The sequence below is a fragment of the Bacillus sp. BP-3 genome, from assembly GCF_028401955.1.
Classification (GTDB): domain Bacteria; phylum Bacillota; class Bacilli; order Bacillales; family Bacillaceae_G; genus Bacillus_A.
Map to the genome: position 1 here is coordinate 79469 of NZ_JAQOTJ010000015.1, position 14334 is coordinate 93802.

15 protein-coding genes and 1 pseudogene are annotated in these 14334 nt (G+C 34.3%); 4 read left to right on the forward strand and 12 right to left on the reverse strand.

Features of this window, described 5'->3' with window-relative positions; all coding sequences use genetic code 11:
* Positions 1–14: 14 nt before the first annotated feature.
* The 7 genes from PLX19_RS20145 to PLX19_RS20175 form a co-directional block, all read right to left on the reverse strand.
* A complete protein-coding gene (locus PLX19_RS20145; RefSeq protein WP_272190590.1) occupies positions 15–713 on the reverse strand; it encodes a response regulator transcription factor in 699 nt (232 codons plus the stop codon).
* Between the two features lie 236 nt (positions 714–949).
* On the reverse strand, positions 950–2584 hold the full coding sequence (locus PLX19_RS20150) for a peptide ABC transporter substrate-binding protein (RefSeq protein WP_272190591.1): 1635 nt from the start codon (positions 2582–2584) through the stop codon (positions 950–952).
* A 152-nt stretch (positions 2585–2736) separates the two neighbouring features.
* A complete protein-coding gene (locus PLX19_RS20155) occupies positions 2737–4044 on the reverse strand; it encodes a bifunctional S-methyl-5'-thioadenosine deaminase/S-adenosylhomocysteine deaminase (protein WP_272190592.1) in 1308 nt (435 codons plus the stop codon).
* A 99-nt stretch (positions 4045–4143) separates the two neighbouring features.
* Complete coding sequence (locus PLX19_RS20160) at positions 4144–4503, reverse strand: YunG family protein (protein WP_272190593.1); 360 nt, start codon at positions 4501–4503, stop codon at positions 4144–4146.
* Between the two features lie 46 nt (positions 4504–4549).
* The gene (locus PLX19_RS20165; protein ID WP_272190594.1) at positions 4550–4996 is read right to left on the reverse strand and encodes a GNAT family N-acetyltransferase; all 447 of its coding nucleotides are present in this window, start codon (positions 4994–4996) and stop codon (positions 4550–4552) included.
* A 291-nt stretch (positions 4997–5287) separates the two neighbouring features.
* A complete protein-coding gene (locus PLX19_RS20170; protein WP_272190595.1) occupies positions 5288–5854 on the reverse strand; it encodes an AAA family ATPase in 567 nt (188 codons plus the stop codon).
* A gap of 73 nt (positions 5855–5927) precedes the next feature.
* Complete coding sequence (locus PLX19_RS20175) at positions 5928–6851, reverse strand: alpha/beta hydrolase (protein ID WP_272190597.1); 924 nt, start codon at positions 6849–6851, stop codon at positions 5928–5930.
* Positions 6852–7067: 216 nt separating this feature from the next.
* Between PLX19_RS20175 and PLX19_RS20180 the strand changes: the two genes are divergently transcribed.
* Both PLX19_RS20180 and PLX19_RS20185 read left to right on the forward strand, forming a co-directional pair.
* The gene (locus PLX19_RS20180; protein WP_272190599.1) at positions 7068–7829 is read left to right on the forward strand and encodes a DODA-type extradiol aromatic ring-opening family dioxygenase; all 762 of its coding nucleotides are present in this window, start codon (positions 7068–7070) and stop codon (positions 7827–7829) included.
* A 159-nt stretch (positions 7830–7988) separates the two neighbouring features.
* Positions 7989–8258 (forward strand): hypothetical protein, encoded by a 270-nt coding sequence (locus PLX19_RS20185; protein WP_272190600.1) that lies wholly within the window; start codon positions 7989–7991, stop codon positions 8256–8258.
* Between the two features lie 243 nt (positions 8259–8501).
* Here PLX19_RS20185 and PLX19_RS20190 read toward each other — a convergent pair whose 3' ends face one another.
* The 3 genes and pseudogenes from PLX19_RS20190 to PLX19_RS20200 form a co-directional block, all read right to left on the reverse strand.
* Complete coding sequence (locus PLX19_RS20190; protein ID WP_272190601.1) at positions 8502–9008, reverse strand: GNAT family N-acetyltransferase; 507 nt, start codon at positions 9006–9008, stop codon at positions 8502–8504.
* A gap of 210 nt (positions 9009–9218) precedes the next feature.
* A pseudogene (locus tag PLX19_RS20195) lies at positions 9219–10139 on the reverse strand (GNAT family N-acetyltransferase); the annotation flags it as partial.
* A gap of 92 nt (positions 10140–10231) precedes the next feature.
* Complete coding sequence (locus PLX19_RS20200) at positions 10232–10375, reverse strand: hypothetical protein (RefSeq protein WP_272190602.1); 144 nt, start codon at positions 10373–10375, stop codon at positions 10232–10234.
* Between the two features lie 400 nt (positions 10376–10775).
* On the opposite strand from PLX19_RS20200, the gene PLX19_RS20205 reads away from it, so the two are divergent.
* Entirely contained in the window at positions 10776–11903 is a 1128-nt protein-coding gene (locus PLX19_RS20205) for a CapA family protein (RefSeq protein ID WP_272190604.1), read from the forward strand.
* A 93-nt stretch (positions 11904–11996) separates the two neighbouring features.
* Positions 11997–12539 (forward strand): peptide-methionine (S)-S-oxide reductase MsrA, encoded by a 543-nt coding sequence (msrA, locus tag PLX19_RS20210; protein WP_272190605.1) that lies wholly within the window; start codon positions 11997–11999, stop codon positions 12537–12539.
* Between the two features lie 108 nt (positions 12540–12647).
* Here msrA and PLX19_RS20215 read toward each other — a convergent pair whose 3' ends face one another.
* Positions 12648–13286, reverse strand: a complete 639-nt coding sequence (locus PLX19_RS20215; RefSeq protein WP_272190606.1) for a FusB/FusC family EF-G-binding protein — start codon at positions 13284–13286, stop codon at positions 12648–12650.
* A 368-nt stretch (positions 13287–13654) separates the two neighbouring features.
* Complete coding sequence (locus PLX19_RS20220) at positions 13655–13918, reverse strand: CD3324 family protein (RefSeq protein WP_272190608.1); 264 nt, start codon at positions 13916–13918, stop codon at positions 13655–13657.
* Positions 13919–14334: the final 416 nt, after the last annotated feature.

Here is a 14334-nt window from a genome sequence, read left to right on the forward strand (position 1 = left end):
ACCCTTGAAATAATTTAGCTTTCAATTTTATATCCTACTCCCCATACATTTTGGATAAATTTTGATTCTTTCGGATTCACTTCTATCTTCCCTCTTAATCTTGCTAGATGGACCATCACAGTATTATTGCTTTCATACGCTGTTTCTCGCCAAACACTTTCATAAATTTCTTCTAGTGTAAATACGCGGTTTGGATGTGTTACCATTAGATGCAAAATCTCATACTCTGTCTTTGTAAGATTAATATATTCTCCATATAACAGTACCTTTCTAGAAGCTTCATCTATTTCTAATCCCCTTATTTGAATCTTCCTTTCAAGCATCTGTACCGGAGTTTTGTTTAAGTATGTATATCTTCTTAACTGCGCTTTTACTCGTGCTACCAGCTCAATCACACTAAATGGCTTCCCAATATAATCGTCTGCCCCTGTACTTAATCCAATAACTTTATCTACATCCGTTGATTTCGCACTTAAGAACATAACAGGTATATTATAATTTTCTCGTATTCTCCTGCACACTTCAATTCCATCCATCGTTGACATCATAATATCAAGGATTGCCAAATCAATATCATGTTCCAAAAATAACTGTAATGCTCGTTCTCCGTTATAAGCTTTTACAACTTTGTAGCCTTCTTGCTGTAAATACACTTCAATCATTTGAACAATATCCTTATCATCATCCACGACTAATATAGATTGTTGTTTCATACTTCATCCTCTTTTTCGTTTGAAATATTTTCCATAACTTCATAGTATCATGTTCATAACATAAAAACTTCTAAATATTCTAAACTCCAAACAATCTATATCCATTTTGATCAACATATAAGTCACTTCTATGCATGACCAAATGCTCATGCCCACTTAAAAAGGTTTATTTGCTTAAATGCTATAAAAAAATAGCTAAGGCTTATCTAAAGCGCTTAGCTATTTAATCTCTTAATCTATTTCTCTTTTCCACTTATATAAGCATGTTTATACGTATAAACACCGCCAAATTGATGCTTTTCAATACCTTTTACATATTCCTTTTGAAGGTATGCTGAGCCAGTATGGTAAAGCGGTGCAATAGCAGTGTCTTGTAATAAGATTTTTTCTGCTTCTTGCATGGCTTTCCAGCGTTTTTTCTCTTCTAATACAAGATCATTTTTCGCATTATTTATAAGTTCATCATATTGCTTATTAGAATAATTCATTTTATTATTTGGATTATCTGTCGTAAATAATTCTAAATAACTAATCGGATCTTTGTAATCCGGTCCCCATATAAACATCGATATATCATACTGTCCTGTTTGTTCAAGTTGTAATTTTTGTTTAAATAGTTGCGGTTTTATTTTTATTGTTAATCCTTTTAAATTCTTTTCAAGTTCTCCTTTTATATATTCCGCTATCTGCTTCGCTTGGTCCTGTTCAAATGTTAAAAATTCAAGTGTTATCTGTTCTACACCGAGCTCTTTTTTCGCATCTTCCCAAAGTGTCTTTGCCTTTTCAATATTATATACGGCAAGATTACCGTTTTCTTTTCTAAAATCTTTTCCATCTTTTTCATTTTTATAACCTTCTGGTACAAGTCCTTGAGCTGCTGTTGAACCGTTGTTGAGAAAATGATCTACTACTGCTTCTTTATTTAAAGCCATAGAAATCGATTGTCGTAATTTTGTGTTTGCTAGTGCAGAATTCTTTTGATTAAATCGCAGCATAGCTATAGCAGGGTCTTCCGTTGTATGAAAGTCACTTTTCCCTTTATATTTATCAACAAACGAAGAGTTAATTGGTGTACGATCGACACCACCAGTTTCATACAAATTAACAGATGTCGCTGTATCTTTTACAATGTGAAAATTAATTTCTTCTAATTTCACGTTATTTTTATCCCAATATGTATCATTTTTCTTCAACTTAAATTCTTGTTCATGTTTCCATTCCGATAATACAAATGGACCATTGTAAATCATATCTTCTGATTCTAACCCATACTTATTTCCTTTTCCCTCAACAAACGATTTGTGCTGTGGTAAATAAATAGGAAGTGTCAATAAATTAAGGAAGTATGGAGCTGGCTTCTCTAACTGTACCTCTAATGTAACATCGTCAATCGCTTTTACACCAAGTTGATCTACAGCTAAGGCTCCTTTATTTATTGCTTCTGCATTTTTTATGTAAAATAATATGTATGCATATTGTGATGCTGTTTTCGGGCTCACTGAACGCTGCCATGAATAAACAAAATCATTTGCCTTTACAGCATCCCCATTCGACCATTTCGCACCTTTACGCAAATGAAAGATATATGTTTTTCCATCTGTACTTTTTTCAAAAGATTTTGCAACACCAGGAACTGGATTATCTTTCTCATCAAGTACATATAGTCCTTCAAAAATATTTTGCATGACATGCGATGATGTACCGTTCATAGATTTCGCAGTATCTAAAGACGGAATTTCTTCTGATATCGTTACGTTTAATACTTGTTTTTCACTTACTTCCTTCTGTTTACTCGAATTATTACTACAAGCTGAAATCAATAAGGTGGTGGCAAGTATAATTCCCATCAGTAGTCGTTCATGTTGTTTCATAAATCGGCTCCTTTAATTTAATTATAAAGCGCTTTATATTATAACAGAATAATTATCTTAAAAGTGTTACATTTCACCGAATTTTTATTCTTCCAAATATAAACAAGAAGTCTATTCTTTCATTTAATGAAAGGATAGACTTCTCTTATTACTTACATATTCAATCCTTGTTTATAGCGGCTTGCTTCAAAAATAATACGCTCTTCATCTAACGTTTTACATTCACCGTTCCAGACAATATGTTTTCCATTAATAACAACATCTGAAACGTCTTTTCCACTTGCTGCGTATACAAGATGTGACAAGACTTCTTCTGCAGGTTGTAAATGCGGCTTTTTAGATGGATCAATTGTAATAAAATCGGCACACTTGCCTACTTCTAATGACCCTGTTTGCCCCATCCCGATTACCTCTGCTCCTACTTTTGTTGCTAATGTGAGAAGTGTTTCAACAGGTAATGTTGTCGCGTCTTTATGAACACCTTTTTGCAATAAAGTCGCAATGCGCATTTCTTCAAACATATCTAAATTGTTATTAGAAGCAACACTATCTGTTGCAATTCCGACTTTTATACCGTTCTCTAACATTGCGCTAACGTCCGCGATACCTGATCCTAATTTTAAATTACTAATCGGATTATGAGCAACGCGCACATCATGTTCCGCTAAGAAAATGCGCTCATTATCATTCAGCACAACACCGTGGGCAATTACTGTCGGTCTTTGGAACAATCCACAATCTGCTACATACTCTACTGGCCGTTTTCCATATTGTGCTTCAATATCTTGAACTTCACGATCTGTTTCAGAAAGATGAATATGGACCATCGTCTTATTTTCCACTGCAATTCGTGCGCACTCTTCTAACATTTCCGTAGAACATGCATACGGACTATGAGGAGCAACCATCGTTGTTAACATACCATCTTTATTGGCATAACGCTTCACATACTTCTCCGCTTCTTGAATTGCCTTCTTTTCATCTTCTTTCGTTCCGAAGCTAAATAATGTTCGAGAAACAGCAGCGCGCATGCCACTTTTACGAACAGCTTCCATAATAGAATCCTGATCTACTCCAATTGGATTAAACATGTCAGAAAATGTTGTTGTACCACTTTTCACCATTTCTAATAAGCCAAGCTCTGTGCTCGCAACAGCAAGTTCTGGTGTAAATTGACTTTCGAGCGGCCAAATTCTCGTTTCAAGCCATGGCTTTAAAAGCATGTCATCACCTATGCCACGCAAAATGCTCATCAAGACATGTGTATGCGTATTCACCAAACCTGGCAATACCCACTTTCCATGAAGGTTAATGACTTGATCCACTTCTATTCCGCTAGGTAATTCTCCTGATTGTACCTCTATAATTTGATCATCTTCTACAATGATATATCCATTTTTCAACACTTCATTTTTTTCATTCAAAGTTACGATTGTAGCGCTTACATATGCTGTTTTCAAAAGAATTTCCCCTCTCGACTCTTTTAGAAATAAATATCCTCTTCAAATTAAGTTACTACCGTTATAGTAACTTATTTATCAATAAGAGTCAAAAGATAATTAATACAAGATACATTCCTTTATATGGATACGAACCTTTTGTTTTAAAGCATCATATTGTATTTCATTTGTATCTGCAAATGCTTCTTTTCTATTAGAAAGAACGTCCATATATGTAATCTCTTCAAAAAATTGTGATGCTGTAAAATCATACCTTTTACCGTTGATTCTGTTATAAAAATGCCATCCTTCAGAAACTTTCGTTTTCATGATCTCTCCTCCAAAGAAATCATTGATTAGTAATGCTGTTACACCACATTGCCCTTTCGCTGGATTGTCTAGTGTCCATTTTGTGCTTGTCTCTTTTGACCAAGATTGAAACAAAACCTCTCTCATCTGTTCTATTACCATATACATCATACTTAGCATCTCCTAACTGAATTCAAAATATCTAATGAAAATTAATTTACACATCATACCGCAAAAGTGGCAATACACGATTTTTAAAAACAGTAGAAGGGGTTTCTCCTATTAATTTCGCTCCCATTTTTACATAATACCCTTTCGCATTTGGATCACTATCAATCGTAAAACTCTTTATATTTAACTCAACTGCTTTTTGAACAACGCTTTCCCAAAGAATTCTTCCATAGCCTTTTCCTTTGTATGTTGGGTGCAGATATAGAAAATCAAGACTGTCTACTTCTTTTCTCAGAAAGGAAAAAAAGCCGATTATTTCTTGGTTTTCTTCTAAAATGTACACATAATTATTCTTCATATATTGTTCTGTAATTGTTAAGTCTTCCTTACACGCCAATATAAATTCTTCACTATAATCCCAAGTTGCTTTTGAGGATAGTGCGACGTTACTTAGCTTATTTGCTTCTTTTAAAAATGCTTCCCTAACAATCATTGATTTCTCCCCTTTTGTTCTCGTATAGATACAGAAGATAAATTTCTTTTATTTCTGAATATTCATTGTAACATCATTTTATATTCTCAAAAAACAACCTATGCAATAATCACTTTACTTGTGAGGTACAAAATGTAAAATAACACACTATTTTTTAGTACAAATTTTAAATAATCCACGAGTAAATTCACACAAAAAAAGAACTTGGAAACTCTTCCAAGCTCTTTATAAATTCAACTGTGTTCTTCTTTATCTAACGCCACTTAATAATTATCAACGAACTGAGAGTAATCATAAACATTCAGCAATATGAATAACCTCTTTAATAACAAAATCAATTTCTTTATTGTCTTTAATGATAAATAAATGATCTGCCTCACCTTCTGTTGGATCTGTTACATCTTCTTTTAGGGATTCAGACTGTTGCCGAACAAGCACTTCCTCAAAATTAGAGTACGCACCCCTAAATATATTAGTACTTCGCCCACTTTGAGTAACTCGTTTTTGAAGAATATCATCTGGAATATCAAAATGAACCAAGATACGGACAAACTCATCTTTATGAAACAATCCTTCAAGCAAATATAATCGTCCATTTCGACTTCGATTTGAGTTGCAAATAATAAGATTTAAATCAGTGTGCTCTTTGGCATAATCGACAATTAGCTTCGAGAGAGCATGTTTAAGAATATTAGGTCCTCGTTTTGGTTGTAAACTCTTATAATAAGTGTTTATAAATTCAGCGCGGTTATCTTGGTCCATAACAAATGAGTTATTTAACTTTTTTTCTAGAGCTCTTGCAAATGTAGTTTTCCCACTATGCGTTTTACCTACTGTAATAATTACTAACCTTTTCATAACTTCAACCTCCATTGTCCAACACACAGCTAATACTACTCATAATTGTTGAACCTTTTTCTGTTACAAACCGCTACTGTATATGCTTGTCTAACCAAGAAATCACATCTTGGAACACTTCCTGTCTGTTTACCTCATGGAGCATTTCATGCCTTCCATTCTCATACAAACGAATTGTTACATCTATGACACCGCATTTTTTATACATGTCATACACTTCTTGTACACCTTTTCCCATGTTTCCAACTGGATCACGGTCTCCCGAAAAAATATAAATAGGTAAATCTTTTGGTGTTTTCTTATATGCTTCAAGCTTGTTCACAGTTAGCACACCGTTAAATAATTCACGGTAAAAACTCGTTGTACAAATAAACCCACATAATGAGTCTTCTATGTATCTATCAACTTGATTCGTATCAGATGACAACCAATCAAACTTCGTACGGTTTGGCTTAAAATGTGAATTAAAATTACCAAATGATAAAAAGTTCAGCATCGGACTTTTCGCTTTTACGCCCCGAAGTTTCATTTCCACGGTTGCTACTTTATGACCAATGACTCCTAAAAGTCCCGGATTCCCTCCCGTTGCTGAAATAAGAAATCCATTATATAATTCACCGCGAATCTGCACAGCACGCCTTGATAAAAAAGAACCCATACTATGTCCTAATAAGAAAAGTGGACAGCTATATTTCTTACGAATTAACTCTGAAACATAAATCACGTCAGAAACAGCTTGATTCCAGCCCACATTCGGCTCAAAATGGCCGTAATCTTCTTCCTGCTTTACTGTTTTTCCATGTCCCCGATGATCATGAGCATATACCCCATATCCAGCATCTAACAATGATTCAATACATTCTATATATGCACCAGCATGTTCCGCCATACCATGTGCAATTTGGACAATCCCACGAGGTTTATTTTCTGGTAACCATTGACGCAAATAAATTTCCGTTCCATCCGACGTCATTACGAATCCTTCTTGTCTATTCATTTTGACTCCCCCAAGCCTATAATCTATTTCACAACAATATGAATCTATCCCCCACAAAATGAACCATGATTCATTTTTCTTCCTATAAATTATATGTAAAAGCTTTCCTTATTACAAATCATAGATTTTCATTTCTGCCACTTCATTCTTGACGAAACAATTTTAAAGTTATATAGTTACTTACATAAAGTAATTAAATTATCGGAGGTAATAATTATGATGCCATCATTATTTTTAGCACATGGTTCTCCTATGCTAGCCATTCAAGATACAGACTATACAAGTTTTTTACAAACACTTGGTGAAACATACAAACCAAAAGCAATTGTCATTTTTACAGCTCATTGGGAAAGTGAGATTTTAACGATTTCTTCTTCAAACAATGCATATGAAACAATTTATGATTTTGGCGGCTTTCCTTCTGAATTATATGAAATCAAATATTCTGCAAGAGGTTCATCAACCATTGCAACAATGTTAGAAGAGAAATTTAAAAACCGAGGGATTGCCGTTCAAAAAAATATAACACGCGGATTAGATCATGGTTCTTGGACACTCCTACACCGTATGTATCCAAACGCTAATATACCTGTCGTTCAAATCTCAGTAAATCCATTCCTCCCTGCAAGAGAGCAATATGAAATTGGAAAAGCCATTCAGGGACTTGGAAAAGAAGATATTTTAGTCATCGGCAGCGGTGTTACGGTGCACAATTTACGGATGCTAAAATGGGAACAAACTATACCTGAACCATGGGCTGTTGCATTTGACGAATGGCTCATTGATCAAATTCAGAATAACAATACAGAGGCCCTATTCAACTGGGAAGATGAAGCTCCCCATGCACGTTTAGCTGTTCCAAGAGCAGAACATTTTGTTCCTCTATTCATTGCAATGGGAAGTGGCAATGAAAAGCCAAAAATAATTCATCGCAGCTATGAGTTTGGAACTTTAAGTTATCTTTGTTTACAATTTTAATTACTATGTATACAAGTAAAAAATGACATACCCCTTTTCTTTTGAGAGGGGCGAGAGCATCTAGCCTCGCATAGAAACGGTCATGGTCTTTTCTTACCACATGTCATATTAAAACAAAAGGAGTAAGCAAGTAGCGGTCATATTGCATTCTGCGTAGCAGTGACTTATATGGATATTGGCAAAGTGTTTATGAAAGATGTCGATAAAGACGAAAATGTAATTAAAACTTACTCTAAAGCCGAAATAAAACAGATACAACAACCAACGCAACAGCAGAAGCAAAACGGTCTTCGCCAAAACATGAACGGGTACAGTTTAAACGCGTACCCGTTCGGCGCAATGTCCTTTAGTAGTTACAAATGGATTTGGGGAGGTACTATGTTTTATCGCTCTAATACTATATATATATACAAGAAACAGAACGAGTGAGCTGGCTACCAATAATTCATATATGAGAGAAGCACGCATTTGGGGTGCGTTTGACGGCGGTATGTCAATCGTTGTTAATCCAACATTTAATCGGATATGCAAATTATTATAACCCTAAATTCCTCAACTACGACGGCGGGACTATCTATCTCAACGAGGGAATAGTTTATTATGGGTAGCCCCGTATTTCACTAAATCGCTAGGTAACGTGCCAAAATGGACTAAATATGTATAACGGATTTATTATTTAAAAAGTAAAGCTGGTCCTGTAAAGGTTTGTGTTAAGCACAAATCATCTTCATCCATTTTCTCAATTTCTTGATACTCAATCTCATTTCTTTGATAGAATTTTTTCCAGAAAGCCACTGCTCTCGAATTGCTTTTTAATTGGGCCACATAATATGTTCCCATGTGTTGTTTGAAAATCTCTAAAATGGCTTGATCCGCTATTTGTTTTCCTCTATACGACTTTAATAAGAAAAAATCGTTAATACAAAAGTCTGTTTCTGGGGCCGTAAATGGTACTTTCGCTAATAGGATAAAGCCAACATATCTTTCCTCATATTTAATGAAATACGGGATAAGCTCCTCACGAGTACAAATAAGTTCAAAAGCATCAAATTCAAAAAATCCATTTTCATTTGGATGAAGGGTAGGGGAGAATTCAGATAAATCATGTAAGTATAGGGCATAGAAATTCTTTAATTTTTCTAGCTGTTCTGTGGATACAGCTTCTAATGTAACGTTCATTTTAATCCCATCCTTTTTAAAAATAATTTTTTTGCAATGTAAAAATAAAGCATTCCTCCATATTCTTTAAGTGTTTCCACTAAGTTTTGTACGTTCTCTTTAAATTGAAACCCAAGCTTTTCTAATATTTTTCGGTACTCTGCATCTAGACGGTAAATCCGTTGATCAAAGCAAAAAACTTTATCAATTTCTTTTTTATTTTCTAACGGAAACTTCCTTATCAAAGCGAGCAAATTTACTCTGCACTTTCATTCCAGCTGTTTCGTATACGCGAGGTGCGCCTGTCATATTCTCAGAATCTACATGTAGATGAACTTTTGTAATCCCTTCTTGGTGTAATTGACCAAATGCATGATGTAATAGTGCTAATCCCAATCCTTGTTTACGCCTAGAACGACTTACACCTAAGTGAGTAATTTCAGCTTTATTGTCAGTACCCTTTTTACTAAAGATAAAACCAACTACTTCATCTCCATGCATCGCTAGTGACCATAATGTAGGATGGAAGCCCTCTCTTTCGGTACGTTCCAAAAACTCTTCTAGCGTAGAAGGATGCGAATTCCAGTGGTCTGCAAAGGCTTCATTAAAAGCTTGATGCAACCTTTCATCGTCCACACCTGATATGTAATGTCATACAGTAATATCTTTTGGCCATAATGGTGATGAAACATTTGATTTTAATTCAATTCCCATCCCCGACCAAATACGAGTTGGAATAAAACCAGCTTCTTCTAATATTTTTTCCTCATAGTTATTATTTGCTTGTGTTACAATCATACCGTCCAAGCTAGGTGAATACTCTACGAGCTCCGTAGCACGCTCTTCAAGCTTCGACCATAATGAATATTCAATGTCTTGATTAATATAATCAGGATTTATGAATACAGCAGAAGGAAATTGTCTTTCATTTCCAGTAAGAATTCCGTATCCGATTACATTTTCATCTTCATTTATAACTACATAAGAGCTCTTACTCACATCAATACCTTTCCATGAGTTGATAATATCCTCTTCTGTTGTATCAATTTCACCGTAAATAGCTTGATCATAAGTGATACATAATTGTAAAACTTGTTGTAAGTCTTCTTGTGTAGTTGCTCTAACAAATAGACCATTCACTAAGTTCCTCATAAACTCCATCTTCCTTCCTGAAAAGACGAATAAATCTGAATATTACCATTATAAAACAAGATACTATTGTCCTTAAAGAGAAATTTCTATTTTCATTTTAATTTTAATAAAATCCCCTTCAAATCTAGCGTTCCACAAATTTGTAACATCATCGAATGATAATAATTCATACCTTTTCCTCCAATCCCCCTCTTGTTCTGAGCGAGCCGCTTCCGCTTTTCTTTATAAGTCGACATGACCTGCTCTCGCTTTTTCCTTTTGTTTTAAACCTCGCATGTGGCAGGAGAAAGCCCCTACCGCTTCTATGCATGGCCAGATGCTCTCGTTCTCCCCTATAAGGAAAGGGGTTTTTATGTCGGTTTTTCAATTTGTATTTATATAGGACATTGCATCTCTCTTCATATTTTGACATTTTACTAAAAAATTCAATATTGCTACTTTTCTTAATATACATTGTCATTTAAAATTATAAGTAGAATTATAGATTTATAAAAAATCAGTATATGAAACTCCCCCATTGTTCTAATGAAACCTCTCGTGTTACCTTAATATCAAAATCACTAATAATTAATATTTAAATATACTTCAAAATTAATGTTGCTAAATATTATTAACTTTATAAGGAAAGGACTACTTATGAAAATTCGCAAAAGAACATTACTAAAACGCACGATAGTATTAGCCGTACTTTTTACCCCGATAGTCTTATTGATCAACTATGCGCTAAGTTCAGAAACGAAAAATGAGCAAAATACAGGGATAAAAAATAAGCAAACAGCACAAGGAAAAGAGCAAACAAAAAAACCGAAAGAAGATCCTGAGATTACTCTTACATTCTCCGGTGATACAATGTTTGATTGGCAATTGCGCCCTGTTATTCAAAGTAAAGGTGCTGATTATCCATTTCAGCATGTAAAACCGGAAATAGAAAAAGCGGACTACTCATTTGTAAATTTAGAATCTGCGTTTACAACTCGCGAGAAAAAATATCCCGGCCAACTGTTTTGGATTAAAAGCGATCCTTCTACACTAAAAGCGATTAAAAATACAGGCTATGATATTGTTAATATTGGAAATAACCATACACTCGATTATTTTCAAGACGGCTTATTGGATACCATTTCACATGTTGAAAAAATGGGATTTCCGTATATCGGTGCAGGAAAAAATGCAAAAGATGCATATACAGCGAAAGAAGTTACAATTAAAGGTAAAAAATTTAAATTCCTCTCTTTCGTTCGTTTTATGCCCGATACTACATGGGTAGCTACAGATAACAAACCTGGTATTGCAAATGGTTACGATTTAAACCTTGTCACAAAAACAATTAAAGAACAAAAGAAAGATGCCGATTATATGATCGTGTATATGCATTGGGGCGTCGAAAAAACAAATCGTCCTGCTGCTTATCAAAAAGAATATGTACAAAAAATAGTAGAAGCAGGTGCAAATGCGATTGTAGGAAGCCATCCTCACTGGTTACAGGGCTTTGAATATTACGACAAAGTTCCTGTTGCATACTCACTTGGAAACTTTCTCTTCCCTGATTATGTAAAAGAACATAGTGCAGAAACTGGAGTTCTAACGATTAAATTTAAAGGAAACGACGTTCGCATGTCATTTAATCCTTATATGATTCGTAATAACCAAATCACGCCGCTTCAAGGTACAGAAAAACAAAATATGTTGCAATATTTACAGTCTATTTCCAACGATGTACAAATTAATCAAAATGGAGATATTATGAATAAACGTGCACAATAATTTTTTTACTAACCTTCCTGACTTTTCTCTTGCGGTGATTCAAAACATATACGATACTATATGAAACATATCAATTTAAGGGGATTAGATACGATGGAAGAAAAACAATATGAACTTGCAACTTTTGCAGGCGGTTGCTTTTGGTGTATGGTCAAACCATTTGATGAATTGCCTGGTATACATAAAGTCCTTTCAGGTTATGCAGGAGGACATGTTGAAAACCCAACATATGAAGAGGTAAAATCAGGGGAGTCTGGACATTTAGAAGTCGTTCAAATTACATTTGATCCTACTATATTCCCTTTTCAAAAGTTATTAGATTTATATTGGCCACAAATCGATCCAACAGATGATGGTGGCCAATTTTTCGACCGAGGTCCATCATACCGTACAGCAATTTTTTATCATAATGAAGGACAAAAAGAACTTGCTGAAAAATCGAAGTTAGCATTAGCAGAAAGCGGTATGTTTAAAGACCCAATTGTAACAGAAATTCGCCCAGCTGCTCCATTCTATGTGGCTGAAAAATATCATCAACATTTTTATAAAAAGAATCCAGAGAAATATGCACAAGAACGGAAAGAATCTGGTCGCGAAGAATTTATTAAGGAAAATTGGCAAAAGAATAATAAATAAACATTTTTTAAGACTGATGAAAAGTTGTTTCATCAGTCTTTTTAGACATTAATAATATATAATTCATGCCATATAAAAAGGATGATAAAAGATCACCCTTTTCTGTACTTATTTTCTCAATCTCTCAATAAAATCATCTAATTTATCCAGTGAAGTCATATTCTGATTACACACTATACTATCTTTACAAATATAGTTTCCCTTTTTAACAAAGGTACCAGGTACATCACCTTTTATTTCAACAAGAAACATTCCCACTTCTTCATGTTTATGGCACAATGAACAAATGCTTTTTTTGTTTATACTTTGAAATGTACCTTGCACACCTACAAGCTTATTATCTTTACGAGCTATTATGAACTTTCTGTTTGATCCTTTATCAATCCAACTTAGATAAGATGTCTCTTTCATATTGATTTCTTCCATTTCAGGCAGTTTAAGCTTTTTAGCCTTAGGAAATAATTTTTTTAATGTTTGCTCGGACATTTCTTGAAACGGTATGACATACGGCGATAACTTGAGCAAAAATGATTCTGCATCCTCTCTATTTTGAATCGTCAAAATCATATCCATTAATTCTTTTTGTTCATCTGTCAGATTTTCAAACAGATGTAGTACTTTTTCTATCGCCAGAGATTTCAGTGCTGCAATAACTCCCTTATCATTCGCAGTTGCATGTCCATTCACTAGAATATAAGCTTGTGATTTTATAAAATTGTATTGATCACTTCTAATAAAGGCTTTCATTTCTATCACTCCATACAAAATTGTTTATCTATTTTATATTTTATACAATGAATTTGCTTTATAAAATGCAGAAAATCATTTAGAAACAAACTTTACATAAAAAAGCACTACGTATTTATATAAAATACACAGTGCCAATGATTGATCTTTATTTATCCCGCTATTCGCGGACAGTGATACTCCCACCTCAAAATTCGACGAAAGCATTGTCCAGCTCCAGTGGCTAGAATGTTCGGTGGCTTCGCTTCACATTCTGAACGAGCCACTTCCGCTTGTTAGGCGGGAGATAAACTGGTGGCATGCGCCCAATTGGTGAGGGCTAATAATCAGTGGGGGATGAAGAAAACCCCACTGATTAAAGTTTCACTTTATTTCGAGTACACTATTTTTTTTATAGTTTCAATGGAGAGAAAATACTCTTCAGCTAGTTGATGAATTGAAGTTCCGTTTTGAAAAGCATGTTTAATTGCTCGATTTCGATCATCAAGTTGCTTTCTTCCTCCAGAGCGCGTGCCCCACTTATGATAAGAACTTTCTTGTTTTGGAATATAAATCGTTTCACCTTGTACATACTTTTGAATTTCTATAATTAACTGTTCCGGTAAAACAGTCGCTGCTTTTACATATTTCATTTCCGCTCGCCCCTTATTTTTTATGTTTCATCTAAATAAGGTGCAAAGCCAAATATAAGAGAAATGATACAAGTCCATTGAGGCGATTGTATGTTTAGATCTCTACCTCATGCAAAGTATCGCCGTTTCCATACCTGGCTTTGCATGAGACGCTGCAGTATCTAGCAATTTCATTGTAATTGCCATATCAACACCCCCTAATATATCTTTTGAATCAACCTTATTATATGATAAATTTTTCCTAATTGCACCTTCATTTCTTTTTAACGATCGTGGTATTAAGAATCACTTTATTTATCTGATTTTTCACAAAATTAAAACTTCATACTAAAAATTCGCAAACAAACACACTTTGTAGAAATTCTGTAATAATAAATTTAGTATTTTACTTTATAAAATACTAAGACAAGTTTATA

Excerpts from the sequence above, each read along its gene's own strand:
- PLX19_RS20145 (WP_272190590.1), bottom strand. The coding sequence starts at position 713 with ATGAAACAACAATCTATATTAGTCGTGGATGATGATAAGGATATTGTT.
- PLX19_RS20150 (WP_272190591.1), bottom strand. The coding sequence starts at position 2,584 with ATGAAACAACATGAACGACTACTGATGGGAATTATACTTGCCACCACC.
- PLX19_RS20160 (WP_272190593.1), bottom strand. The coding sequence starts at position 4,503 with ATGATGTATATGGTAATAGAACAGATGAGAGAGGTTTTGTTTCAATCT.
- PLX19_RS20165 (WP_272190594.1), bottom strand. The coding sequence starts at position 4,996 with ATGATTGTTAGGGAAGCATTTTTAAAAGAAGCAAATAAGCTAAGTAAC.
- PLX19_RS20170 (WP_272190595.1), bottom strand. The coding sequence starts at position 5,854 with ATGAAAAGGTTAGTAATTATTACAGTAGGTAAAACGCATAGTGGGAAA.
- PLX19_RS20175 (WP_272190597.1), bottom strand. The coding sequence starts at position 6,851 with ATGAATAGACAAGAAGGATTCGTAATGACGTCGGATGGAACGGAAATT.
- PLX19_RS20180 (WP_272190599.1), top strand. The coding sequence starts at position 7,068 with ATGATGCCATCATTATTTTTAGCACATGGTTCTCCTATGCTAGCCATT.
- PLX19_RS20190 (WP_272190601.1), bottom strand. The coding sequence starts at position 9,008 with ATGAACGTTACATTAGAAGCTGTATCCACAGAACAGCTAGAAAAATTA.
- PLX19_RS20200 (WP_272190602.1), bottom strand. The coding sequence starts at position 10,375 with ATGTCGACTTATAAAGAAAAGCGGAAGCGGCTCGCTCAGAACAAGAGG.
- PLX19_RS20205 (WP_272190604.1), top strand. The coding sequence starts at position 10,776 with ATGAAAATTCGCAAAAGAACATTACTAAAACGCACGATAGTATTAGCC.
- msrA (WP_272190605.1), top strand. The coding sequence starts at position 11,997 with ATGGAAGAAAAACAATATGAACTTGCAACTTTTGCAGGCGGTTGCTTT.
- PLX19_RS20215 (WP_272190606.1), bottom strand. The coding sequence starts at position 13,286 with ATGAAAGCCTTTATTAGAAGTGATCAATACAATTTTATAAAATCACAA.
- PLX19_RS20220 (WP_272190608.1), bottom strand. The coding sequence starts at position 13,918 with ATGAAATATGTAAAAGCAGCGACTGTTTTACCGGAACAGTTAATTATA.